This window comes from Bacillus sp. RSS_NA_20, from assembly GCF_020165915.1.
GTDB lineage: Bacteria > Bacillota > Bacilli > Bacillales > Bacillaceae > Bacillus > Bacillus altitudinis.
The window spans coordinates 2,263,894-2,287,417 of the sequence record NZ_JAIUKW010000005.1; the positions used below are offsets into that span (position 1 = coordinate 2,263,894).

The following is a 23,524-nucleotide window of genomic DNA, read 5'->3' on the forward strand; positions in this document are numbered from 1 at the left end:
TGCTGTACACTTTAAAGTAAGCTCACCAATTAGAACGTTGTGTTGTTTTTGTGAAACAGTGAACAATTTATATAGAAAAAGGAGTGAACAGAAAGTGCAATTGCTCAAAACGTCGCTGATTGCTACCCTTCAGATTATGGCTTTATTTGCTTTTGCGAAATTGATGAATGTGCTGGCGGCCTTTTTGCATTTAAGAATTCCGGGCACGATCTTAGGCATTCTTGTCATTTTCTTATTACTTCATTTTAACATCATTAAATTAAAATGGATTGAACTTGGCGCCGTATGGCTGCTCGGAGAACTGCTGCTCTTCTTTATCCCTTCAGCAGTAGGTGTGATTGATTACGGAACATTACTTTCTCAATCTGGCACAAGTATTGTCCTTGTGGTTTTACTTAGTACCTTTGTGGTCATGCTCTCGACTGGCATGATGACGCAGATGATTGCGAAAAGAAAGGAGCGAAAAAAGCTATGTTAGTTGGCGGACTATTTTTGATCTTAACCATTCTGATCTATCTCGGATCAAAAGCGGTTTATAAACGTCATCCGAAAGTCTATGTCTCCCCTTTACTTGTGACACCGGTTGTTCTTGTGGTCTTGCTGTTAATCGTGAACATTCCTTACGATGCTTACAATCAAGGCGGAAAATGGCTGACAAATATGCTTCAACCTGCGACTGTGGCATTTGCCATTCCTTTATATAAGTATTTTCACATTCTGAAGAAGCATGCAGTAGAAATTATTTTAAATGTGGCTTGCGGTTCTATCGTTGCGATTTTATCAACAGCGTTTATCGCCAAATTGTTTCATTTGGATACGAGTCTGATCGAGAGCCTCGTCCCAAGATCCGTCACAACACCCGTTGCAATGAGTGTGTCTGAAATGATTGGCGGGATGCCGTCCGTTACGGCTGTATTCGTCATTTTAACAGCATTATTTGGCTCAATCATTGGGCCATTGGTTATCCGTTATTTCCGTATTGATAATGACATTGCAATGGGCGTTCTGCTTGGTACAGGAGCACATGGTGCAGGCACATCGAAGGCCTTTGAACTGAGCTCGGTCTCAGGCACGATCTCAAGTGTGTCCATGATCATTTCGGCCATTATTACATTATGTGCAGCGCCTGTCCTAATGTCGTTTGCCCTATAGAAAAAGCCATTTCCCCTTATCGGAAAATGGCTTTTTCTTATGCTTGGATGAAGACAACCTTTAAATAGTTCCCCTCAGGATAATTTTTCGTTGTACGGAAGTCCTCAGGAAGTGTATATTCCTCAAGAATACGATACGTTTTCCCAGATTCTTTAAAGGCCTGTGCAATAAATCCTTTAAACTTTTTCATCCCAAATGCACTGCTATTGGTTGACGCCACAATGACGCCGTTCTCAGCTGTGATCTGGATGGCTTCTTTTAATAGTTTCTTATAATCCTTCGCTGCACTGAATGTGTGTTTCTTCGTTCGTGCAAAGGATGGTGGGTCCAAGATCACAACATCATAGCTCCAGCCTTTTTTCGCCGCAAACGGGAAATATTTAAAGACATCCATGACTTTGATATCCTGCCCGTCTACATCAATGCCATTCACTTCAAACTGCTCAGATGTTTTTTTCAAACTGCGGTTTGCAACATCTACACTTGTCGTACGGTTTGCTCCGCCAAGCGCTGCTGCTACAGAGAAAGCGCCGGTATAGGAGAACGTATTAAGGACGGTCTTTCCTTTTGCATAGCGATCTCGAATTGCTTTTCGCACATGACGCTGATCAAGGAAAATACCTGTCATCGCACCATCATTTAGATAAACCGCCACGTTCATCCCGTTTTCTTTGACGATAAGAGGAAATTCACCTTTCTCCCCTTTTACAAAATCGTCATCTTCGATATATTGTCCAGACGTATCAAATCGTTTCTTTTCATAAATGCCTTTATAGTCAGGGTACACCTGCTCAATCGCAGCCAATACATCTTCTTTTAATGTATAAACACCTTCGCTATACCATTGGATGAGATAGAATCCATCATAATAATCAATCGTGATTCCACCAATTCCATCCCCTTCCCCATTGAACACACGGAAAGCTGTCGTCTGTGCATCACGAAATAGATGCGTTCTGCTTTTGGATGCCTGTTCAAGTTTAGAAACAAAAAAGGGCTGATCTATTTTTTCGTTAGCGTCAAAGGAAAGTACCCAACCGATGCCTTTATTTTGCACACCATAATATCCTTTCCCTAAAAAAGAGCCTCTTTCATCTACCCATTCAATGAGCTCGCCTTCCTGTACACCGTTCACACGCGACACAGCATCTTTTGAAATAAGCGGATATCCCTTTTTCACTTGTTCTGCAAATGTTTGTTTTAATGAGATTTTTTTCATTTGTGTCATCCTTATCCTAAATTGACTCTCTCTATCCTACCATATGAATGTATACGTTACTTCTATTATGATAAGATGAGGAGAAAAATATCAACTCGACATAGAGGAGGCTCTTTTTTGACAACATTACGCTTAGATCATACAGGGATTATGGTGACAAATATTGATCAGTCCATTGATTTTTATGAAAAAGTGGTGGGCATGAAATTAAAGGATCGCATCACTCATACAAACGGAGTCATTGAACTTGCCTTTCTTGGCTTTAAAGACGAAACGGAAACGGAAATTGAACTCATTCAAGGGTATAGCAGTGACCTTCCATCTGAAGGAAAGGTCCACCACCTCGCCTTCACAACAGATAATATTCACGCAGAATTTAACCGTATTCAAAAGCTGCAAATTGAGCTAATAGATGAAGAAATCACAACATTACCCAATGGCTATTGCTACTTCTTTTTCCGAGGGCCAGACCAAGAGTGGATTGAGTTCTTCCAACGATAATATTTCCTAGGAAATGCATGCGAATCGGTATATTCATTCTCGTCACAAAAGAAAAAGAGTAAGAGCATACCTGCTCTTACTCTTTTTTTATAGCACCTTACTAAGAAATGATTTGGTACGCTCATGCTGCGGGTTTCCAAAGAGTGCTTCTGGTTTGTCTTCTTCGACGATATATCCGCCATCCATAAAGATCACGCGGTCTCCCACTTCTCTTGCAAAGCCCATTTCATGTGTGACGACAATCATCGTCATTCCTTCGACTGCTAATTGTTTCATAACAGCTAAAACATCCCCAACGACCTCAGGGTCAAGAGCAGATGTCGGCTCATCGAATAAGAGCACTTTCGGGTCCATCGCCAAGGCTCTTGCAATGGCAACACGCTGTTTTTGTCCACCAGATAATTGGTTAGGGTAACTTTTGGCCTTGTCTTTCAAGCCGACCTTTTCAAGCAAGTCTAATGCTTTATCGACTGCCGCTTTCTTCTCCATCCCTTTTACTTTCACCGGTGCGATCGTGATATTTTCTAACACGGTTTTATGAGGAAATAAATTAAAGTGCTGAAACACCATGCCAACTTCTTGTCGTACTTTATTGATATTCACTTTTGGGTCTGTAATCGTATGTCCGTGGACAACAACTTCCCCAGCCGTAATATCCTCTAATTTATTGAGACATCTTAGAAATGTGCTTTTCCCTGATCCTGAAGGACCAATGACACATACAACCTCTTTTTCCTCGATGACTGCATTAATATCCTTTAAGACTTCGTTATCACCAAAGGATTTCTTCAAGTTTTTCACCGTAATCATACTCATTTCACATCAAATCTCCTTTCTGCGTAGCTAGCCAGTAGAGAAAGTAAATAAATGATCACGAAATAAATGACACCGACAATAAGCCAGACATTCAAAGGATCAAATGTAGCCGATGCTTGAACTTGTCCCCGCTGCATGATATCAGCAATACCGATAATCGATAAGAGAGAGGTGTCCTTCAAACTGATGATAGCTTGGTTAGTAATGGCTGGAAGCATACGGCGGAATGCCTGTGGAAGAACGATAAAACGCATGTTTTGTCCACCTGTGAATCCTAAAGAGCGTGCGGCTTCTGTTTGTCCTTTATCAATGGACTGAATCCCTGCACGAATAATTTCTGAGAAATAAGCCCCTGCATTAATCGCTACTGTAATAATCCCTGCTGGCACTCGATCAAGCGAAATGAATTCAAGTGTATTAAGCCCAAAATAAATGAAGAATAGCTGTACGATAAATGGCGTCCCTCGAATGGCATTGACAAAAACGAGTGAAATAAAGTTCAAGATTTTAAATGGTGACAGGCGGAATAGCGCCACAATCAACCCGATGATAAAACCTAAAATGATAGCAACAACAAAGATATATAAAGTGGTTTGCAAACCCTCCATTAAATACGGAAATGCATTAACAATCGTATCCATGTTTCTCCCTCCCTAATTCACATACGGTTGACACATAAAGAAAACGCGCTCTGAGCGCGCCTCGCTTGTGTTATGACTTCAAATATTTCTCAATAATTTTGTCATATTCACCGTTTTTCTTTAGGTTTTCCAGCCCTTTATTGATTTTCTTCAATAAGTCCTGGTTTTTCCCCTTCATCACTGAGATCCCGTATTGGTCTCCATTCAAGCGATCTCCAACTGTTTTCAATTTCAAGTCTTGCTGTGCGATCGCATACGTAATGACAGGGTAATCCTCAATTAAAGCATCTGCATTTCCATTAGATACTTCTTGGAACATAGATGGACTGTCATTGAATTGAACTACTTCATACCCATATTTGTCTGCGTTATCTGTTGCAAATTTTGCACCTGTTGTCCCATTTTTAACAGCTAGCTTTTTCCCCTTTAAATCATCAATCGATTTGATGCTGCTGTCCTTTTTCACAACAACTGTCAGACCAGCGTCGAAGTATGGATCTGAGAAATCCACTTTCTTTTTACGCTCATCTGTAATACTCATACCACCCATTCCAACATCAAGCTGACCTGCTTGCATCGCTGGAATGATCCCTGAGAAATCCATTGCTTCAAGCTTCACTTTGAAGTCTTGGTCTTTCGCAATGGCGTTAATTAAATCAACGTCTATTCCCTCATATTTACCGCCCTTTTCAAATTCAAATGGCGGATATGTTGTATCTATCCCGATTTTATATGTGCCTTTGCCTTCTCCCGAACCGCTGTCCGATTTTGAACCACAGGCTGCCATGACGAGCACAACAATTAGTCCCATGATCAGTAACATCGATTTCTTCATAAAACACGACCCCCAATTGTCAGTTTTGTCTAAATATTCGCAATAACAATCTTACTATACCACGCTAAAGCTATACTGTGTGATATTTTTTATCAATACCAAAGATCCATACAATTCTAGATCGATAGTCTCTTTAAATTTTACTTTTTTGCGAATAACTCATTTTATTCTGAAAGAAGCATGTTTCACAATATTCATGTGATATAATCTCACAAAAAACCGCGAACACTCCTTTATCAATACCACTTCTTTCTCACCTATGAAAAAACCCTCTTTCACTGTCTCTCTTCCTCTATTGATATCCTGATATATTTTTTTCAACATCCTCTTTTTACCTAAAAAAATGTAAGCGTATACAATTCGATCCCTACTCCCTATTTTTTTCACTACTGGTTGAATTTACATCAAAAAACATGTTTTACAAATTGAGATAGACCGCTTAAAATATAAGAAGATACTTAATATGGAAAGATGATTCAGACAAATAAGAATCAGCAGAAATGAATAGGTGAAGAAAGGAGGATACCAATTGGCAGAAACAGGTGTTTTGTCATCCGTTGATGTAGCAAATATGCTAAATGACTGGTATGTCTTGATGAAAAAAAGAGACATACAAGAAGCAATACAGCTAAAAGAAGAAATTCTTCAAGCATTTGATCGAATGGAAGAGAATCAAGACGTCTTACTCTACTATCAACTTTTAGAATATCGTTTCAAAGATTTAGTCGAAGATACAGCTTCGTTAGATCACAGTCTTTTTGTGGATGAAAATGCGATTCGTACAGATGATATGCTCAGCTACTATTTCTATTTCTTTAAAGGCATGTATGAAATGCGCAGAGGGAATCAAGATTCAGCATTTCACCATTTGAAATTGGCAGAGGATAAATTAGATCTCGTTCATGATGACATTGAAAAAGCAGAATTCCATTATAAAACAGGCTGTCTATACTATAATATAAGATCCACACTTCTCTCCATCCACCACTTAAAAAAGGCTTCGTCTATTTACGACGCAGATCCATGTTATGTGAAAAAATCAATCAGCTGTCAAATGATGCTTGCTCTGAATTATGCGGATCAATCGAAATATGAAGAGGCAGAAACTTTGTTTGGACAGGTGATTCACTCACTAGAACAGATGGAGGATCCAGATTTACTTGGTCACGCATATTGCAATGCAGCCTTTATTAAAAGTCTAAGAAGTGAATACAGTGAAGCTGTGCCGCTCCTAGAAAAAGCTTTATTGATTGAGGCATTCGAAACTTCTTCTCCAGGCGGTTATTTACTGGCCTTGTATGCCTACACGAAAGCGCTATTTAAGCTGAAAAAGCCTGGTTTGTTCCACTATTATGTACAGCTTTCACTTCAAAAAGCAGAAAATTTAAAACAACGAAACATTTCACTTAAATTATCCATTTTAGAAACATTGATGCTCCAGCCAAACAACATGATTGAGCAGATCATTTCTTATTGTGATCAATTAGAATCTATGAATTTCCTTGTTGATCTTGAGGCTATCTGTCAGGATGTAGCCGCCTACTTAACTGAAAATGGTCTTCCGAAAGAAGCAATGTATTTTCAGAACAAGGCATTGTCATTCAAAACTTGTTAAGAAGATGGAGTGATGTATGATGAAAAAATGGCTGATCTCAAGTGCGATTTTTGCGCTCTTGTTCACAGGTGTTTGGATTGGTACTTCTACACAAAAAGGCAGCCCGTCTGCACAATCGCAAGATGACGGTACGATCATTCAAAAGAGAGATCGAGGCACCAACCCTTAATAAGACTAAAAAGAGTAGCTGTCATTCAAAACAGCTACTCTTTTTATTGGTTAATCAATTTCTCGTTTGATATTTTGCATTTTTTCATCTAAGTAGTGAGCGATATCTGCCGCTTCCTTTAGTTCATCGGTGAGCTGATGAGGAACATCGTTTTGCAGTTTATAATAGATTTTATGTTCGAGACTCGCCCAGAAATCCATCGCAATGGTCCGCACCTGAATTTCAACCTTCACATGCTCCACACGATTCGTTAAGTAAACAGGAATCTCAACAATTAAATGAAGACTTCGATAGCCATTTGGTTTCGGATGCTGAATGTAATCCTTCACTTCAAGGATCTTTAAATCCTCTCTTTGCCTCAGAACATCAATAATGTTATAGATATCTTGAATAAACGAACAGATGATGCGGACACCAGCGATATCATGTATGTACTCCTTGGCACATTGTGTGGTGATGTCACATCCTTTTCTCGCTAGTTTATTCACGATGCTTTCAAAGGATTTGATCCGTGATTTAGTATGCTCTATTGGGTTGTGTCCATGGATTAAATTATATTCCTGACTAATAATCGAAAACTTTGTATCCATTTCATCTAATGCAAATTTATATACTAATAATTCATTTTTCCAGTCTTCCATGACACTTTTCAAATCTTCTACATGAGTTGCTGACATATTCATTTCTTTTTGTCATCTCCTTTTGGCAAACAGCTGTTACACTGCTTTCCGTTTACTAGACGGAGAGAGGACGCAAATGGTTTTAAAAAAATACATCTTAGCCACGCTGTTTGTAATAAGTCAGCGCGAGTGCCAGTGCAAGCACAGATCCTTTCACGATATCCATTGCATAATACGGGACAGACATCATCACAAGTCCATTTTGCAAAATACCGATGAGCACCGCACCAATAAACGTACCGAATGCGTTTGGTTTACCTGCTCCCATGACTGAAAACCCGATAAAAGCAGCAGCTACCCCATCCATTAAATATGGCGTTCCTGCGTTAATTTCTGCTGTCATCACCCTTGATGCCAGCACGATACCACCGATCGCCGCAAATAAGGCAGACAACAGATATGCTGCGATTTTGTATTTGTTCACATGAATACCAGATAATCGGGCGGCTTCTTTATTTCCACCAATGATATACATCAACCGCCCATGCTTTGTGTAAGTCATAAAAACATGTGCAAAAAGCACAATGGCCGCCATAATCAAAATGATATAGGGGACCTGCCCAATCTTGCTGAAAAAGGCAGGGATGGTGCCAGTTGAAAAAGTGCCATCAGGCAGCACCATATTTTCAGAAATGGTCGCACCTTTCGTATAGGTTTGTGCCAGCCCTTGAATGATAAACATCATGGCTAGTGTCATGAGCATATCTGGAATCTTCATTTTGACAATCATCCAAGCATTCAGCAAACCGACAATAAGAGAAGCCGCCAGCGCAGAAAGGATCGCAATGAGTGGGTTTTGCGAGAACCATACAAACATGGAAATCACAATTGCATTTGATAACGTTGCAACTGAACCTACAGATAAATCAAAGCCATTCACTGCTAATGAGATCGTCAGCCCTACTGCAATGATGGTTACAATCGAGATCGATCGTAAAATGTTGATGATATTTCCTGACTGTAAAAATGCCGGATTGGCTGCCGCAAAGACAACAATCAATACGACAATCGTTAAGATGGTGCCATATTGATAAAAGAAATCAAACAGATGAAAGGATGGCCGCTGTTTCTTGATTTGTTGAACTGGGGCTGAAACTTGTCGTTCACTCATGATTGTCCTCCTGTTGAATGATATAAAAGCTCTTCTTCAGTCATTGGTGCCGTCATTTCCCGGGCAATGCTGCCATCATATAAGACGTATACTCGGTCGGCAATTCCTGCAATTTCTGAAAGCTCACTTGAAGCATAAATAACCGCTTTTCCTCTTGCAGCTAGTTCTGCAATGAGGGAGAAAATGTCCTTTTTGGCTCCAACGTCTACACCTTTGGTTGGTTCATCAAAGAGATAGACATCTGCCTCAGCCAACAGCCATTTTCCAATCGCAATCTTTTGCTGATTTCCACCAGAGAGATGCTTCACCTTCGCTTCAAGAGAAGGTGTCTTGACGCCAAGCCGCTTGACGATTCCATCTGCTGCCTTCCGTTCCTTAGAACGATGTAAGAAGCTGAACGGCCGTGTAAACGAACGTAGACTTGCAGCTGTTACGTTCCATCCAACAGTTTCTTCTGTTAGAATCCCTTCTTTTCTCCGTTCTTCAGGCACAAGGGCAATACCCGCTCTCACAGCATGATGAGGCGACTTGATATGAATGGTTTGACCATGCAGCTGCACAGTGCCTGACTTTTTTTCTGAGGCGCCGAATAGGGCTTTGCACAATTCTGTTTTACCAGCACCGACTAGTCCTGCAATCCCGAGAATTTCTCCTTTTTTCACATGAAGATGAATGTTGTTTAATTTATGCTGGTCATGCAACTCTTTCACGTCAAGCACAATCGGTGCATCCTCAAGCGGTGTACGGGATGGGAATTGATCCTCTAATGGCGCGCCAAGCATTTCTTCAATGACCTGCTTTGGATCGGTTTCTTTAATGAGGTGCGCCGCCACATCGGTTCCATTCTTCATCACAGTCAGTTCATCACAGATGTTGAAAATTTCTGGCATGCGATGCGAGATAAAAATGATGCCTGTGCCGTTCTTTTTCAATTGATGAATCATTGAGAATAGCTTGCTTGTTTCTGCATGACTAAGTGGAGCGGTTGGTTCATCTAAAATTAAAATGCTGCATTTGATCGACACAGCCTTGGCAATGAGCACCATTTGTTTTTCTGCCAGTGTCAAATCACTCACAAGACGCTTCGTTGAGATGTCAATGTCCATCTCTTGTAACAGCTGTGCTGCCTTGCGGTGAATCTCTTTCCAACGGACGAATGTTTTTTTCTCCATTTCATGGATCATCATATTTTCGCCAACACTTAAATATGGCACTAGAGCTGTATCCACTTCTTGATGGACGGTCTGCACACCGTATGAGGCCGCATCCTTCGGTGTATGAATGGTCGCCGCCTCGCCATTGATGTGGATGGTTCCTTCAAAATGTGAATGAGCACCAGAGAGAACTTTCATTAACGTTGACTTCCCAGCGCCGTTCGCCCCAATCAGGGCATGGACTGTGCCTTTTTTTAATGTGAAATTTGCTTGATCTAACGCTTTGACTCCTGGGAATTCAATCGAAATGTTTTTCATATGAACAAGCGGCGTTGTCATAGGTGTCCTCCTTCTCTCCTGATCGTCAATTGAAAAACGAAACACCCTCTATGAAAAGAGAGTGCACGTTGTTTATTTTGCATAATGCTTCTTCAAGGTCTTCATCCAGTCTTCTTCAAAAGCAGTCGATGATCCGAATCCTTTTACTTCATCTGCAAGATTGACCATATTGATGGCCTTTCCTGCATCCTGAAGCTGCTTTTGTGAAATGAGAGAGGCCTCAAGGTCATAGGAAGATGGCGTTTTCTCGCCAGCTAGTTTCTTCGCAAGAATCCTTACGTCGATTGCGCCAATGAGCTTCGGGTCAACAGCGGCAGTGTACTTCCAAGGACTGTCTTTCGCAGTCATTTCTTGCAGATCGGCATTAGACACATCAATACCGTAAATCTTCACTTCGGTTCTCCCTGCTTCTTTTAAAGCTCTTGCGGCACCAATCGCAAATGCATCCCACGTGGCAAAAATCGCATCCAATTTGCCCTTTGGATATTTATTTAGCATAGCCGCAACCGCATTTTGTGTTTGAACTGATGTATCAGAGGCCGCAACGCCAAATCGGTCAAGTTCCTTGATTCCTGTATGCTGTTTGAGCGTTTCTTGGTACACTTTGTTTCGTCTCACCATTGGAGGAAATCCGTCTACCCAAAGATACGCAATATTTGCTTTCCCTTTAAAATCAGCCACGAGTGCATCTAATGATTTTTTCGCTAATTGCTCGTCATCTTGAGACGTCACTGTGACCCCTTTGATGTCCTTCAGCTTCGGATTTGAATCAAACGCCACAACTGGAATGCCTTTCGCTGTGATCTTCTTCACATCAGCGACTGTCGCCTCATCATCCCCATGAGAGATGATAAAGCCATCATAGTTTTCTTCTAGTGCTTGAGAAATGGCATCATGAAACTTCGCCGTATCACCATTTGCCGTGTAGACATCTACTGTAAAGCCTAGCGCTTCACCTTCTGCCTTCGTTCCTGCTAAAAACTGAGCAGTATGATCGTCTCCGCCAATTTTACGGATGACTTTAATTTTTGCTCCCTGTCCTTTTGCAAATCGCTTCGGGACATTGTCAAAGGAGACCTTTTCGTTTGCATTAGCCTTTGAGCCTGCGCTTGATCCCGTACCGCAACCAGATAATAGCACGGTCAGGACCGTCAATAATACAAGAGATGATGTCCAATATTTACGTTTCATTGCTGTTCCTCCTCAAGTTGTTTTATTTTTCACATCGGAAAACTAGGTAAAAAAGTGGAAATATGCTTGTGAACCCAGTCTTTTGATTCTAAAAAAAGAGATCAAAAAAAGCCTCTCTTGATAAAGAGAGGCTTGATCACCGTTGCATGAAACATGTATCGGGAAGTCTTCCTCTCTTATCTGTCAAAGCTGTAACAGCTTTGCAGGAATTAGCACCAATTTCTTAAATAGAAACGGTTGCTGGGCGTCATAGGGCCAGTCCCTCTGCCTCTCTTGATAAGAGATCCGTTATGAAATTTGTTTTAGTTGAAATGTCTTCTTTACTTTAATGTGATGTCTCATCAATGTCAATGACTTTTTTGAAAATTTCTAAAATGATCATTTGCACCGAATACCTTGTTTAACTGCCGATGATTTTCTTAGCAGGTGATGATGCCTTAAGACGGAAATCATATTTTTTCTCATTCACAAATTGGGGATTGAGGTGTGCTGATCCTTTATCTTGACCGCTTTTCGAGCGATACGTTTTGTAGCCTTCCAGCCATTTCCCGCGCCATACCCACTGTGAGGCTTTTGCACCTTTGCGGTCATCGTAGACATTCTTTTGGAATGTATTTTTCTTGTTCACTTCGTAGAGATTCACGACTAAGTAATGCGAAGCACTGGCTGTCATGATATTATTCGTGATTCGATTGTTCACCGATTGATATTGCATGAGCAATTGACCGCCTTCTAAGCCGGCTGTGTCATTTTTGTACAAAATGTTATGGGAGATGGTCGCGTTTGTGGTTCCGCCCCGCTTCTTGTCATAGCCGCCAATGGAGATGCCTGTATAACGATTTAAATATACTTGATTGTGCTCAATGCGAATGCGTTCGGCCATCTTCCCTTTATGTTCACTTGTGACCTCAATCCCAAGGTCATTATGATGGCTGATGTTATGATCAATCACGATGTCTTTCCCGCCATCCACATAGATTCCTCCTGCGGAGATGTCCTTGCCGTACGCTGGATTCCCAACACTCGTAATCTCATAAACTTTGTTTCTAGATACGACACCATTTCGCACTTGATCATACTTTTTAGAAGGTGCGACATTCTCAAAACCAATTAAATCAATCCCGATATTGTCCGTATGCCGGACTGTATTATGTGTCACGCGGAATTTTTTAACGTTTCCGTTTAGCACAAGGGCTTCACTAAAACCTAGCTTTAACTTTTCCACAGTGTTTCCTTTGATTTCAATGTCTTCAATGGCTGCAGGTGCTTTCGTTCCATAGACCGCAATGCCATGAGCATTCCCATTTTGATGTGTCGTCTGAATGTCGTACACACGGTTGTTAAGCAGTTTGACGCCTTTGCCGCTTCCTGTGATGAATATACCGATGGGTGTCACATCTTCTTGATTCGTTTTAATATGACCGACTGTCAGCCCTTTCAGGGTGATATAGCTTTTTTGATCAATCTTCACAAGACCACCGTCTGCTTGATTTCCTTTAAGAGATGCTCCGCTAATGACAGGCTTCTCTTTTCCATACGCTTGAAAAACAACTGGTGCTTTCTTTGTTCCAGAATGGCGGACAATCAATTTCTCTTTGTATGTACCGCCTCTCATATAAACTGTTGTTCCAGCTTTCGCGATACTTGCCGCTTTTTTCAGCGTACGGAAAGGCTTTTGCTTTGTCCCTGGATGTTTGTCGTTCCCATTTGCTGCGACGTAATAGGCAGTACCTTGCTTCGCACCAGCCTCCTCCGTCATCGCTTGACAGCCAAAACTAATGGCGGTCATCAATAAAATCAATAAGGCGCCTGATATCATTCGTTTCATCTCGTTGTTTGCTCCCTTCCACTCTCTTCTACCTTTATCGGTTAAAAAAAAGAGGATTAAAATATGGCAATGCCCCTTGCAATGTACTAGTCAAAAGGTGTATGGTTGAAAGAATATCTTACAGGAAAATAAATCGCTTTTAAATTGTCAGATTAATCAGTTAATAACGAAATTGGATTTTATTTCTAAGGGGAAACTTCAGTAAAACCACGACAGAGAGGAGGAAAGCGCTTTAACAGATTTTTCTTGTCTGAATTCCAGAAAACCTATTGCTAATATTTTGTGAAGGTATAGAATAGAATCATAATTATTTCATATTATTAGAATTTTCAAATAATCAAACAGCAAGGAGATTTACGATGCCAAAACAACCCATCCGCGTTGAACTTAGTTCAACAAAAAAACCAAAACCTCAATCTGATCAACTTGAATTCGGAAAAATCTTCACAGACCACATGTTTGTGATGGATTATTCAATTGATAAAGGCTGGTATGATCCGAGAATTATTCCTTATCAGGCGATTCCAATGGACCCAGCTTCTATGGTTTATCATTATGGCCAATCTGTTTTTGAAGGCTTGAAGGCGTATGTGTCTGAGGATCAAAAGATTCTCTTATTCCGTCCTGAAAAAAATATGGAACGCTTAAACAGATCAAATGACCGCCTATGTATCCCGCAAATTGATACAGAAACGGTTTTAGAAGGCTTAAATGAACTCATTCGCATTGATAAGGATTGGGTACCTGATGCAGAGGGCACTTCTTTGTATATTCGACCATTCATTATTTCTACTGAGCCCTATTTAGGTGTTGCACCGTCAAGCACCTACAAGCTGATCATCATTTTATCTCCAGTAGGTTCTTATTATAAAGAAGGCATCCATCCGGTCAAAATTGCGGTGGAAAACGAATTTGTCCGCGCTGTTAAAGGCGGAACAGGAAATGCCAAAACAGCTGGAAACTATGCATCGAGCTTGAAAGCACAGCAAGTTGCTGAAACAAAAGGATTTTCACAAGTCCTGTGGCTTGATGGCATCGAGAAAAAGTACATTGAAGAAGTCGGTAGTATGAATATCTTCTTTAAAATCAATGGAGAAATCGTGACGCCTGAACTGAACGGCAGCATTTTAGAAGGGATCACACGGAATTCTGTGCTTGAGCTGTTAAAGCATTGGGAAATCCCTGTGACAGAACGTAAAATTTCAATTGATGAGTTAATTGAAGCACATCAGTCAGGTGAACTTGAAGAAATCTTCGGAACAGGAACGGCAGCCGTCATTTCTCCTGTCGGTGAATTAATTTATCACGATCAGCCATACGTCATTCAAAATGGTCAAACAGGCGAAGTATCGAAGAAATTGTACGAAGCGATTACCGGAATCCAAAAAGGAACTCAGCCAGACATCTTCGGCTGGACAGTAGAAGTCGATTCGGTCGTCAAGCAGGCATAAGCTAGCGAAAGAACCTTTCATTTGATGAAGGGTTCTTTTTTTGTTTCTTTATCTCCTCCACTACCTCATAATGGAAAATATGGATCTATTCCACACTTAAGGAGTGATGGTATGTTTTTTACTTATTTACTTGCGTTCTTTGGGATTTGCATCGGATCAATCATCATCGCTACAGGTTTCGACGATTCACCGTTCTTCACCCGTTTTCTATTTAAGTTTCTCGGGATTTCTATCTTTGTTCTTTCCATTACTTTTGTAAAAGTGAGGCGAAAGAGGTTGCGCAACAAAAAGGCGAAAAAGACTTAGATGTCCATCAGCCTCTCATCAAATCGTGCACCAAAACAAGACCGTTATCCCCACAATGGCCCCTGCATATATCCACTGTTTGCCTTTGATACTCCGCTTTCTCTCGATCAGTAAAAAGATCTCTGGTAAAAAGACGATGATGATTTCTAGGATAAAAACAAGATGATAAACTGGCGGCATCGGCTGGAAATCAAAGTCTCTTTCATCTCCACCGATGGTTGCGAAATACATTAACAGATTGGTTACTGGAATGGTAAAACAAACGAGCAAGCGGAGAACATACATCCACACATCCTGTCTATGCCGAATCAGGCCAATAAATGAAGCGATGATTCCATACAAAAACAAAACCACTGTGCCGTAACTAAGTAGAGGTTGAACGATAAAGCCGTAAAGCATTAACCCAATTGCCACCATATTCTAACCGTCCTTTCTTTGAAGCAGTACATGTTGTTTTTTCTATCATACACTGCTTTCTCCGGTTTCCATATGAAAAAATCATAAAAAACGACCCCATAAAGGGGCCATTTTATTTTACGCATTTACTGATTTGAAGAACTGCGGTAAATATTCACGGTGCGCTTCAAGCATTTCATCTAAGATTTGTTTTGCAATTTCATCAGATGGAACGAGTGGATTGATGGTCATAGCGACAAGAGCCGTCTCGTAATCTCCTGTCACAGCTGCTTCAGCTGCCACACGCTCGAAAGACTTGATTTGTTGAACGAGTCCTCTCACAGCCACAGGCAGATCACCTGTCGCGATTGGTTTCGGTCCGTCCTTTGTAATGATACAGTTCACTTCAACCGCTGATTCGGCCGGAATACTGGCAATCGCTCCTCTGTTCACTGTATTTACTGGTTGAATGTCATGTTTATCATTATAGATGGAGCTGATCAAATTACATGCTGCATCGCTGTAATAAGCCCCGCCTCTTTTTTCGAGCTGCGGCGGTTTAATCGATAAATCTGGGTCTTTATATAACTCAAACAATTCATGCTCGACTTGCTGCACAACCTCTGCTCTTGTTCCTTTTTCTTGAGCCGCTTTTTGTTCTTCCTCCAGCATATCTTTCGTTTTATAGTAATAACGATGATACGGACATGGAATGACCCCTAAGCCTTTGACGAAAGAAGGCTCCCAGTTTTTCGCTTCAATATTCCTCATGGACCACTGGCTATTTGGATTTCCTAATTCATCGAGCACTTGATCCATAATGCTGACCCCGTCTAAATACACATCTAAGCCATAGACCATGTGATTGAGGCCTGCAAATTGTACTTCAATGCGTTCGACATCGACATCCAGCGCTTTTGCAATGCCCATTTTGATTCCAATCGGCACATTGCATAGACCGACCACTTTTTTCAGATTCGTGTAGCGTAACACCGCCTCTGTGACCATGCCTGCTGGATTTGTAAAGTTCACCAGCCAGGCATCTGGGCAAAGCTCTTCCATATCCTTCACGATGTCTAGAATGACTGGAATGGTGCGTAGACCTTTAAATAACCCGCCTGGACCATTCGTTTCCTGTCCAATGACGCCATATTTAAGCGGGATTCTCTCATCCTTGGCTCTGGCTTCGAGCAGTCCTACACGGAATTGTGTCGTGACAAAGTCCGCATCTTTCAGAGCTGCCCGGCGGTCAAGGGTGAGGTGCACTTCAATCGGCAAACCTGCTTTTTCAACCATACGTTTTGCAAGAGCACCCACGATGTTCAACTTTTCCTGACCTGCTTCAATATCCACAAGCCATAACTCCTTTACAGGCAATTCTTGATATCGTTTAATAAACCCTTCGACGAGCTCAGGCGTATAGCTTGATCCACCGCCTATTGTGACAATTTTAATTCCGTCTTTCATGAATTGACACCTCCGAATTGCTTCATTTTTTCATGGAGCTCAATGATTTCAGCTGCAAGCTCTTTGACGGTCATAGCGTTCATCAGATGATCCTGTGCATGAATCATCAAGAGACTGACGTCGGTTTTCTCTCCTCTGATTTCTCCTTGGATTAGCTCTGTCTGTGCGTGATGCGCCTCATTTAACGCGTCTTGTGCTTCCTGCAATTTTTGCTTCGCCTCATCAAAATTGCCTTGCTTTGCACATGTAATGGCCTCCATGGCCGAGCTTCTGCCATTACCACCGTGCAAGATGAGTTGAAACACAATTTGTTCCATTTCCATCGGCCGCATCCCCCTTGTTCCCTCTATTACATGCTGACAACATTTTCATCTGTTGATGCTTTTGCTTCAAGCTCATTTTCTTCTTTCAATTTCTGCTTATCCCACATTCTAAAGAATGGATAGTATAGCGCAAATGACAAGGCAAGGTTAATCAGCTGCATGACCGCGCCAGAGATTTTCCCGCCTGTTGCGAGATAGCCTGAAATGATTGGCGGCATTGTCCACGGGACAGCGATCCCTGCCGGTTTTGCTACAAGTCCTGTGCTCATTCCGATATATGTGGTGATGATCATCATAATTGGCGTAAGGATAAACGGAATGAGAAGCATTGGGTTCATCACAATCGGCATTCCAAAAATGATCGGTTCGTTGATGTTAAAGATGGCTGGCCCAATCGCAAGACGGCCAAGCTGTTTCATTTGTTTACTTCTCGCACGCAAGATCATGGTCAGTACCAAAGCAAGCGTCGCGCCGCTTCCGCCGACATTGATAAAGATTTCAAAGAACTGCGCTGTGAAAATATTCGGCAGCACTTCTCCTGCTTGGAAGGCAAGACGGTTTTCATCCATCGCACCGAGCCAAATCGGACCCATGACTCCTCCGACAATGGTGGCTCCGTGAATACCACATGCCCAGAGGAGCATTTGCACACCGATGGCAACGATACTTCCGCCTAAGCTTCCACCAAGAATGGATAGTGGTGTGCCGATTAAGACCGTGATGATATTATGAATACTCTCAAAAGGTGTCATCTCAATCAGAAGCCTAGCGACCCAGATCAGCGTGATGACCACAAAACCTGGAATAAGTGCGATAAACGATTTACTAACTGCTGGCGGTACACCATCAGGCATTTTGATGACGATATTCCGCTGTACAATAAAGCGATAAATTTCGGTGGAAAGCATGGCAATAATCATGGCAACGAATAGCCCTTTACTGCCCATCAGTGTGACGGGAATACCGCCATTCACTAGGATAGCTTCTGTTGATCCTTCAGGTGTGAACGGTACTTGATAAGGTGTGGCTAGGAGGAAAGCTGCGACAGCAATTGCACCAGATGACAGTGCATCGACTGCATACTTTTCAGCTAACCTGTACGCGATCCCAAAGGTCGCAACAAGTGCCATAATGTCAAAGGTGGCATTCACAGGATAGGATAGTTTCGTGGCCCATTCGGCTCCGAAGACACTTGCCATAAAATCGCTGTATCCTGGAATCGGAAGGTTGGCTAAAATAAGAAACAGTGAACCGACGATAATGAGAGGCATGGTTAAAACAATTCCGTCACGCAATGCTTGTAAATGTCTTTGAGCGGCAATCTTCCCTGCAAACGGCATAACCTTCTCTTCTAGAAATCGGTTGAATCCATTCATCCCTTCCGCCCCCTTTATCCGTTCACTAACTGTTCAGCAGATTTTAAAACCTCAGCGCCATTACATACGCCATAATGCACGGTATTAATCACATCTACTGGAATTCCTTTGTCTTCTCCGAGTTTTTTCATTTGCGGTAATAAATAACGAACTTGAGGTCCTAATAAAAGCACATCGGCTTGATCAATATGATTTTTAGCAGCATCTCCAGATACTGCCCAAATACGATAGTCTTTTCCTTGTTCTTGTGCACTCTTCTCCATTTTTGTGACAAGTAAGCTTGTTGACATACCTGCTGCACAAACTAATAAAATGTTCATTGTAAACGCCCCCTTTTTGAAGTATGAAGCTTTTCTTTACACATTCATCATATTATGAAACCGCTTTCATAAACACCCATACTTTTTCCTTTAGGAAGCGGAAAAAGTTAATATCACACCATTAGTTCTTGTACGAAGGCGCTTTTTTATCCATGACATCCAGCATGTCTTCAAAGGTGTCACAGGTGATGAGGTGCTGAATAAATTTCACATGATGGACAAGCTCTCCAAGCAGACGGTACATGCCTTTTAAGTCTTTGGCGTTCTCCTTTTCGACACAAAGCAAGCACACAAATTGAACTTTTTTCTCTCCCCAAATGATCGGTTTTTCTAATGTACAGATCGCCCAAAACGTCTCTTCTGTCAGCGGGGTCATCGGATGCGGAATCGCTGTATAATGCCCAAATGAAGTCGGTGCAGACTCTTCTCTTTCCATCACAGATTGTGTAAGTTCTGCTGGCGCTAAGCCCATGTCAATGACCTTTTGCGTGAGAAAGTGTATGACCTCTTCCTTTGTTTGAAAGGCGCATTTTGTAAAGACCAATTCCTTTTTCATATATTGCGTGGCTAATGTCACTCTTGTTTCACTTGTCAAAGCTTCTTCTATTTTTAAAAAATCACTGCCTCCTAAAATCGTGTTCACTTGAATGACCGGAATCGGTAACTCCATATGAATGGGAATGGTCGTAATAATTAAATCCAATGCATGTAAAGAGACATGCGGAAGGGAATAAAGCTCTGCTGTGCCTAAAATGGTCAGCTTCGACCCAAATTGTGACCGCAAACGATCTTGAAGTAGCCTTGCACTCCCTGCACCAGACGCACAGACAATCAGGCATCGCTTCGGTGGTATCTCCATTTTCCTGCGCTCTAAGGCCGCACCAAAATGAAGTGCCATATAGCCGATCTCATTTTCATGAATGGACAAACCTGTCTCTTCTTCAATGACCCTGCTCGCCACAATCCCTGCTTCAAAGGCAATTGGATAGCCCGCTTTGATCTCATCAAGCATTGGATTTCTTAAATTCATTCCATACTTACACCGATTGATCGCCGGCTTTAAGTGCAAACTGAGGCCAATCAGCAATTCCGCATCTCCCGCTAAATCCAGCTGCAATTTTTGATCAATGGCTTTCAGCATCAGCTGAACAAGACGGCTCGTGTCATCATCCACAATTTGTTTTTGACCGCCCGTTGAAAAAGACTGTACCATTTTGGCTGTTCCTAGCAAATGAATGGCGATATAAACGATTTCCTCTTGTGGAAATGAGACATCCAGCAGCCCTTCAAGACGCTCAACCATTTTTTTGGCTACCTTGTATTCTTTTGCCCTTGGGATTTCGTTGATTTCTTCAGGCAGCACAGATACATAGTTTCCGTGTCTAATCCGTTTGCAGGCAATAGCAATATGAACAATTAAATTATTCATGCAAATGTCTGATAGATTCATTTTTTCCTCGTTGATATAATCAATCATAGTTCTCTGAATCAATTCCAGCTCATGTTTTGGCAAAATCGTAACCGCCGTGTTCAGCATGGTTTGATAGGAACGCCGTTCATTGAATAAATATTCTGACATGCAATAACGGATTTTCATCTCAGATCCTTTGATCCGGCAGCCTTTATTCGGCTTTGCTTCCAGCTTCAGATCAAAGGGTTCGAGCTTACGTTTGACCCATTTCATGTCATTACTCATCGTCGATTTACTAATAAACAGCTGCTCCTGTAAGTCTTCCAGCTTCACATATGATTCCGCTAGAAGCAGCTTTTTCAAAATAAATCGAACTCGTTCTTCTGGAAGAACAGCAAGCGGTTCTTCCTGTTCGAGTTCTTCCTTCATAAAACGGCGAAAGGCATTCTCATCGTTGATCAACAGCTCATAGCCAGCGCCTCTAACAGCTGATACAGCTGCTTGATATGGGGCTAGACGCTCATTCAGTTCCTTGATGTCTGTTCGGATGGTGCGGCTTGTCACTTGTAAACTGACAGAAAGCGCTGCGCTCGTGAGAGGAGTCTCAGCTGCCATCAGCTGACTTAAAATGTGCGCCAGTCTTTTACTCAGCATTAGGTCGGCCTCCTTCATTTAGGGTGGAGAATCTGCCTTGTTTGGACAGGTTGTATACGCTTACAGTTCTCTTCATTACTCATATTCTACTGAAAAGAAATAAAAATTGCCAACTCATTTATATGACAAACGCCCCTATTTATACAACCAACCATATCTAATGACCTATGAATCTTCTTCTAAGATGCTGTTGTGGAAATCATGAAAAAAAGGCGTTACACCTCCGTGTATCCGCCTTTTTCTTATGAGGAAATCAGTTGTGTAAAGACAACCAATCTTTTTTCATGTGTACCGGCTGCATGATCAAAAGTTCCCGTACATGTGATGAAATTGAGATTCCGTGTAAAGGCGTACCCGAAAAAAGCATTTGGTTTCTCTTCGCGCGGATAGCTTTTCACCTTGAGAACCTCAAAGGTTCGCTTTTCCCCTGACGAGGATGTCACAATGACTTTGTCTCCCTTTTTTAGCTCCTTTAGTCGATAAAAAACAGCTGGACCCCATTTATTATCAACATGACCATTTATGACAGCATTCCCTTTATCACCAGGCTTCGGACCATCTTCAAACCAAGCCGTGTGATCTGTATTTTGCGGAACACCCATACTGCCATCCTTTGATAAAGTCGTTTTCTCCACTTTTGCTTGGACATCAATCGCTGGAATGGAGATGTCAGCGGGGACAATACCCGATGGCTCATCTTTTAACGTGTCGTGTGAATGAGATGGATTCTTGGCTTGTTTTGCTGTCATTGGCTCAGGAGATGATGCAGTTTCAGAGGATGACTTTTCATCTATTGATTGGGATGCGCAGCCCGTGATGATGAGAAGCGTAAGAATACTAAACAGCCATCTTTTCACGCAAGTCGACCTCCTTTTGAAGAAAGGAACGGCACGATTGTGCACGTTCCCTCTTGTCTTGATATTGTTTAATTTGATGGTTTACGGCGAATGAGGAAGAACGCCCCCACTGCACCTCCGGCTAAGATGAGACTTGCCATCATCCCAGCAAATGCTTCATATGACATACCTAATGGACCGGCTGTGCCTCCCATACCTGTTTTCGGCATCTCATTTGGCATGTTGGATTTGAATAATTCAGGATGCTGATCGACAATAGCTGATGCGACATCTTGACCAACCATGAACATATGGCCGTATGCTTCTCTGACAGTCGGGTACAGCTGATCATATTCGCCATTGTGATAAGACGTGTACGTTTTGATGAGCTCATCAATATGGGTTTTCAACCCGGCTTCTAAGTCAGCCGCCTTCAAGCGGCCATCTGTCGCTTGATCTAAAAATTTTGCTTGTTTCATACGGTAAGCATCTAAATCTTTAACAGCCTTCTCTTTTGCTTGCTCGTCTCCTGATGCATCCGCTTTAACATAATCAACTAAATATCCGATATGACTTGACCAGATCGTTTTAAATTGTTTTCCTGCATCTTTTCCATAAACAGAAGCGATCGCATCTGATAGATCATTCGTGTTTTCATTTAACGCTGCTGCCGCTTGGTCAAAGTCCTTGCTGCCATCATTCCCTTTTTGCATAGCCACTACCGCGAGTGCCAAATGCTCTGAGAACAAGTAGTTTAAATCCTCACGAAGATCTGCGGCTGGAGTATCGACTGATTTTTGATCAAATTTCCCAGGAAATTGATCTGTAATCGCCCATGATACACCTTTACCTACTTCAAACATATGATGAATGGATTTTCTGACCGTTTCATAGGTTGTATCAAAATCCTTTTCTGTGTAACTATCAAAAGCTTTTAGCAGTTCATTGACGTGCATTTTTAAACCTTCTTCAAGTTCACTTGCTTTCAATCTTCCATCCGTTGCTTTATCAAGCATATCAGCTTGTTTCATGCGGTATTGATCAAGCTCTTTGACCGCTTTCTTTTTACCTGCTTCATCTTTTTTCGCTGTTGCTTGTACATAATCAACAAAGTAACCGATATGGCTTGACCAAATCTCTTTGAATTGTTTCCCTGCTTTTTTTCCATACACAGAGGCGATCGCATCTGATAGATCATTCGTGTTTTCATTTAACGCTGCTGCTGCTTGGTCAAAATCTTTACTGCCATCAATTCCTTTTTGCATCGTGATCACTGCTAAATAAGCATGTTCTGAGAAGAGCTGATCAAGCGCTGCGCGAAGATCCGTTGCTTTATTTGACACCTCTTGTGATGATGACGACTTTTTTGCATCCCCATGCATATGTCCTTCGTGTGCACTTGCCATTTGAGCAGTTGGTAATAATAATGCTGCACTAAGCGGGATCGTTAAAAATGCTTTTTTCATTTTCATCTGTTTTGCCTCCTCTTTCCGTTTGTTATGTACTTAACGGCGAGAGAAGTGAAATGGATCATTCCCACAGCATATTTTTTTGTTTCATTCATTTCATAAAAAAAAGCCGGATTACCCGGCTGATACGTTACGACTTTTGGATGCTTTTCGTTCTTTGTATATTTTCCTCACCACTGGATAAATCACTGGTGCCCATTTGACAATTTGTTTCAGCCACTTTTTCATTTTCTCCCGCGCCTCCTTATTGTCATTCTTACAAGA

Annotated in this window: 24 protein-coding genes and 1 riboswitch; of the genes, 6 read left to right on the forward strand and 18 right to left on the reverse strand. The window is 41.7% G+C overall.

The window, feature by feature from the left end; genetic code table 11:
• Nucleotides 1-94: 94 nt before the first annotated feature.
• Nucleotides 95-478: a CidA/LrgA family holin-like protein gene (locus LCD32_RS17320; protein WP_008345527.1), complete on the forward strand. Its 384-nt coding sequence runs from the start codon at nucleotides 95-97 to the stop codon at nucleotides 476-478.
• A complete protein-coding gene (locus tag LCD32_RS17325) occupies nucleotides 472-1,152 on the forward strand; it encodes a CidB/LrgB family autolysis modulator (protein WP_025208195.1) in 681 nt (226 codons plus the stop codon). The genes LCD32_RS17320 and LCD32_RS17325 overlap by 7 nt, the downstream gene beginning before the upstream one ends.
• Nucleotides 1,153-1,189: 37 nt before the next feature.
• Here LCD32_RS17325 and LCD32_RS17330 read toward each other — a convergent pair whose 3' ends face one another.
• Complete coding sequence (locus tag LCD32_RS17330) at nucleotides 1,190-2,371, reverse strand: class I SAM-dependent rRNA methyltransferase (RefSeq protein WP_224564367.1); 1,182 nt, start codon at nucleotides 2,369-2,371, stop codon at nucleotides 1,190-1,192.
• Nucleotides 2,372-2,488: 117 nt separating this feature from the next.
• Here LCD32_RS17330 and LCD32_RS17335 point away from each other — a divergent pair, with 117 nt between their 5' ends.
• Complete coding sequence (locus tag LCD32_RS17335; RefSeq protein WP_034660421.1) at nucleotides 2,489-2,872, forward strand: VOC family protein; 384 nt, start codon at nucleotides 2,489-2,491, stop codon at nucleotides 2,870-2,872.
• A gap of 87 nt (nucleotides 2,873-2,959) precedes the next feature.
• Here the strand turns inward: LCD32_RS17335 and LCD32_RS17340 are convergent, their stop codons facing one another.
• The 3 genes from LCD32_RS17340 to LCD32_RS17350 form a co-directional block, all read right to left on the reverse strand.
• Complete coding sequence (locus LCD32_RS17340; protein ID WP_025208197.1) at nucleotides 2,960-3,688, reverse strand: amino acid ABC transporter ATP-binding protein; 729 nt, start codon at nucleotides 3,686-3,688, stop codon at nucleotides 2,960-2,962.
• On the reverse strand, nucleotides 3,685-4,329 hold the full coding sequence (locus LCD32_RS17345; protein ID WP_024719504.1) for an amino acid ABC transporter permease: 645 nt from the start codon (nucleotides 4,327-4,329) through the stop codon (nucleotides 3,685-3,687). The genes LCD32_RS17340 and LCD32_RS17345 overlap by 4 nt, the downstream gene beginning before the upstream one ends.
• A 70-nt stretch (nucleotides 4,330-4,399) precedes the next feature.
• Nucleotides 4,400-5,164 (reverse strand): transporter substrate-binding domain-containing protein, encoded by a 765-nt coding sequence (locus LCD32_RS17350; RefSeq protein WP_035389894.1) that lies wholly within the window; start codon nucleotides 5,162-5,164, stop codon nucleotides 4,400-4,402.
• Nucleotides 5,165-5,693: 529 nt separating this feature from the next.
• On the opposite strand from LCD32_RS17350, the gene LCD32_RS17355 reads away from it, so the two are divergent.
• On the forward strand, nucleotides 5,694-6,779 hold the full coding sequence (locus LCD32_RS17355) for a tetratricopeptide repeat protein (RefSeq protein ID WP_007497864.1): 1,086 nt from the start codon (nucleotides 5,694-5,696) through the stop codon (nucleotides 6,777-6,779).
• 19 nt (nucleotides 6,780-6,798) lie between these two features.
• Nucleotides 6,799-6,948: a hypothetical protein gene (locus LCD32_RS17360; RefSeq protein ID WP_017368302.1), complete on the forward strand. Its 150-nt coding sequence runs from the start codon at nucleotides 6,799-6,801 to the stop codon at nucleotides 6,946-6,948.
• 50 nt (nucleotides 6,949-6,998) lie between these two features.
• On the opposite strand, the gene LCD32_RS17365 is transcribed toward LCD32_RS17360, so the two are convergent.
• From LCD32_RS17365 to LCD32_RS17385, 5 genes are all read right to left on the reverse strand, one after another.
• Nucleotides 6,999-7,631 carry a GTP pyrophosphokinase family protein gene (locus LCD32_RS17365; protein WP_007497867.1) on the reverse strand — a complete coding sequence of 211 codons (633 nt, stop codon included), beginning with the start codon at nucleotides 7,629-7,631 and terminating at the stop codon, nucleotides 6,999-7,001.
• A 94-nt stretch (nucleotides 7,632-7,725) separates the two neighbouring features.
• Nucleotides 7,726-8,739 (reverse strand): ABC transporter permease, encoded by a 1,014-nt coding sequence (locus LCD32_RS17370; RefSeq protein WP_017368303.1) that lies wholly within the window; start codon nucleotides 8,737-8,739, stop codon nucleotides 7,726-7,728.
• On the reverse strand, nucleotides 8,736-10,232 hold the full coding sequence (locus tag LCD32_RS17375) for a sugar ABC transporter ATP-binding protein (protein WP_144667565.1): 1,497 nt from the start codon (nucleotides 10,230-10,232) through the stop codon (nucleotides 8,736-8,738). The genes LCD32_RS17370 and LCD32_RS17375 overlap by 4 nt, the downstream gene beginning before the upstream one ends.
• A gap of 72 nt (nucleotides 10,233-10,304) precedes the next feature.
• Nucleotides 10,305-11,423: a sugar ABC transporter substrate-binding protein gene (locus LCD32_RS17380; RefSeq protein ID WP_007497873.1), complete on the reverse strand. Its 1,119-nt coding sequence runs from the start codon at nucleotides 11,421-11,423 to the stop codon at nucleotides 10,305-10,307.
• Between the two features lie 173 nt (nucleotides 11,424-11,596).
• Nucleotides 11,597-11,706, reverse strand: a riboswitch (SAM riboswitch).
• A 117-nt stretch (nucleotides 11,707-11,823) separates the two neighbouring features.
• Complete coding sequence (locus LCD32_RS17385; protein WP_224564371.1) at nucleotides 11,824-13,251, reverse strand: right-handed parallel beta-helix repeat-containing protein; 1,428 nt, start codon at nucleotides 13,249-13,251, stop codon at nucleotides 11,824-11,826.
• Nucleotides 13,252-13,610: 359 nt separating this feature from the next.
• Here LCD32_RS17385 and LCD32_RS17390 point away from each other — a divergent pair, with 359 nt between their 5' ends.
• Complete coding sequence (locus tag LCD32_RS17390) at nucleotides 13,611-14,702, forward strand: branched-chain amino acid aminotransferase (protein WP_008345553.1); 1,092 nt, start codon at nucleotides 13,611-13,613, stop codon at nucleotides 14,700-14,702.
• A gap of 324 nt (nucleotides 14,703-15,026) precedes the next feature.
• Here the strand turns inward: LCD32_RS17390 and LCD32_RS17395 are convergent, their stop codons facing one another.
• The 9 genes from LCD32_RS17395 to LCD32_RS17435 form a co-directional block, all read right to left on the reverse strand.
• Nucleotides 15,027-15,425 carry a hypothetical protein gene (locus LCD32_RS17395; protein ID WP_008345555.1) on the reverse strand — a complete coding sequence of 133 codons (399 nt, stop codon included), beginning with the start codon at nucleotides 15,423-15,425 and terminating at the stop codon, nucleotides 15,027-15,029.
• A 117-nt stretch (nucleotides 15,426-15,542) separates the two neighbouring features.
• Nucleotides 15,543-16,871, reverse strand: a complete 1,329-nt coding sequence (locus LCD32_RS17400) for a 6-phospho-beta-glucosidase (RefSeq protein ID WP_007497885.1) — start codon at nucleotides 16,869-16,871, stop codon at nucleotides 15,543-15,545.
• Nucleotides 16,868-17,194 (reverse strand): PTS lactose/cellobiose transporter subunit IIA, encoded by a 327-nt coding sequence (locus tag LCD32_RS17405; protein ID WP_008345561.1) that lies wholly within the window; start codon nucleotides 17,192-17,194, stop codon nucleotides 16,868-16,870. The genes LCD32_RS17400 and LCD32_RS17405 overlap by 4 nt, the downstream gene beginning before the upstream one ends.
• A gap of 26 nt (nucleotides 17,195-17,220) precedes the next feature.
• Nucleotides 17,221-18,570 (reverse strand): PTS cellobiose transporter subunit IIC, encoded by a 1,350-nt coding sequence (gene celB, locus LCD32_RS17410; protein WP_007497888.1) that lies wholly within the window; start codon nucleotides 18,568-18,570, stop codon nucleotides 17,221-17,223.
• 14 nt (nucleotides 18,571-18,584) lie between these two features.
• A complete protein-coding gene (locus LCD32_RS17415; protein WP_007497889.1) occupies nucleotides 18,585-18,890 on the reverse strand; it encodes a PTS sugar transporter subunit IIB in 306 nt (101 codons plus the stop codon).
• A gap of 121 nt (nucleotides 18,891-19,011) precedes the next feature.
• Nucleotides 19,012-20,955, reverse strand: coding sequence for a BglG family transcription antiterminator (locus LCD32_RS17420; RefSeq protein ID WP_224564374.1), 1,944 nt, complete (start codon nucleotides 20,953-20,955; stop codon nucleotides 19,012-19,014).
• Nucleotides 20,956-21,197: 242 nt separating this feature from the next.
• Nucleotides 21,198-21,812, reverse strand: a complete 615-nt coding sequence (locus LCD32_RS17425; RefSeq protein ID WP_017368312.1) for a class F sortase — start codon at nucleotides 21,810-21,812, stop codon at nucleotides 21,198-21,200.
• Between the two features lie 68 nt (nucleotides 21,813-21,880).
• Nucleotides 21,881-23,263 carry a hypothetical protein gene (locus tag LCD32_RS17430; protein ID WP_048002463.1) on the reverse strand — a complete coding sequence of 461 codons (1,383 nt, stop codon included), beginning with the start codon at nucleotides 23,261-23,263 and terminating at the stop codon, nucleotides 21,881-21,883.
• A 111-nt stretch (nucleotides 23,264-23,374) separates the two neighbouring features.
• Nucleotides 23,375-23,488 carry a hypothetical protein gene (locus tag LCD32_RS17435; RefSeq protein ID WP_008345567.1) on the reverse strand — a complete coding sequence of 38 codons (114 nt, stop codon included), beginning with the start codon at nucleotides 23,486-23,488 and terminating at the stop codon, nucleotides 23,375-23,377.
• Nucleotides 23,489-23,524: the final 36 nt, after the last annotated feature.

Excerpts from the sequence above, each read along its gene's own strand:
- LCD32_RS17325 (WP_025208195.1), top strand. The coding sequence starts at position 472 with ATGTTAGTTGGCGGACTATTTTTGATCTTAACCATTCTGATCTATCTC.
- LCD32_RS17330 (WP_224564367.1), bottom strand. The coding sequence starts at position 2,371 with ATGAAAAAAATCTCATTAAAACAAACATTTGCAGAACAAGTGAAAAAG.
- LCD32_RS17340 (WP_025208197.1), bottom strand. The coding sequence starts at position 3,688 with ATGAGTATGATTACGGTGAAAAACTTGAAGAAATCCTTTGGTGATAAC.
- LCD32_RS17345 (WP_024719504.1), bottom strand. The coding sequence starts at position 4,329 with ATGGATACGATTGTTAATGCATTTCCGTATTTAATGGAGGGTTTGCAA.
- LCD32_RS17350 (WP_035389894.1), bottom strand. The coding sequence starts at position 5,164 with ATGAAGAAATCGATGTTACTGATCATGGGACTAATTGTTGTGCTCGTC.
- LCD32_RS17360 (WP_017368302.1), top strand. The coding sequence starts at position 6,799 with ATGAAAAAATGGCTGATCTCAAGTGCGATTTTTGCGCTCTTGTTCACA.
- LCD32_RS17365 (WP_007497867.1), bottom strand. The coding sequence starts at position 7,631 with ATGAATATGTCAGCAACTCATGTAGAAGATTTGAAAAGTGTCATGGAA.
- LCD32_RS17370 (WP_017368303.1), bottom strand. The coding sequence starts at position 8,739 with ATGAGTGAACGACAAGTTTCAGCCCCAGTTCAACAAATCAAGAAACAG.
- LCD32_RS17375 (WP_144667565.1), bottom strand. The coding sequence starts at position 10,232 with ATGACAACGCCGCTTGTTCATATGAAAAACATTTCGATTGAATTCCCA.
- LCD32_RS17380 (WP_007497873.1), bottom strand. The coding sequence starts at position 11,423 with ATGAAACGTAAATATTGGACATCATCTCTTGTATTATTGACGGTCCTG.
- LCD32_RS17385 (WP_224564371.1), bottom strand. The coding sequence starts at position 13,251 with ATGAAACGAATGATATCAGGCGCCTTATTGATTTTATTGATGACCGCC.
- LCD32_RS17390 (WP_008345553.1), top strand. The coding sequence starts at position 13,611 with ATGCCAAAACAACCCATCCGCGTTGAACTTAGTTCAACAAAAAAACCA.
- LCD32_RS17395 (WP_008345555.1), bottom strand. The coding sequence starts at position 15,425 with ATGGTGGCAATTGGGTTAATGCTTTACGGCTTTATCGTTCAACCTCTA.
- LCD32_RS17400 (WP_007497885.1), bottom strand. The coding sequence starts at position 16,871 with ATGAAAGACGGAATTAAAATTGTCACAATAGGCGGTGGATCAAGCTAT.
- LCD32_RS17405 (WP_008345561.1), bottom strand. The coding sequence starts at position 17,194 with ATGGAAATGGAACAAATTGTGTTTCAACTCATCTTGCACGGTGGTAAT.
- celB (WP_007497888.1), bottom strand. The coding sequence starts at position 18,570 with ATGAATGGATTCAACCGATTTCTAGAAGAGAAGGTTATGCCGTTTGCA.
- LCD32_RS17415 (WP_007497889.1), bottom strand. The coding sequence starts at position 18,890 with ATGAACATTTTATTAGTTTGTGCAGCAGGTATGTCAACAAGCTTACTT.
- LCD32_RS17420 (WP_224564374.1), bottom strand. The coding sequence starts at position 20,955 with ATGCTGAGTAAAAGACTGGCGCACATTTTAAGTCAGCTGATGGCAGCT.
- LCD32_RS17430 (WP_048002463.1), bottom strand. The coding sequence starts at position 23,263 with ATGAAAATGAAAAAAGCATTTTTAACGATCCCGCTTAGTGCAGCATTA.
- LCD32_RS17435 (WP_008345567.1), bottom strand. The coding sequence starts at position 23,488 with ATGAAAAAGTGGCTGAAACAAATTGTCAAATGGGCACCAGTGATTTAT.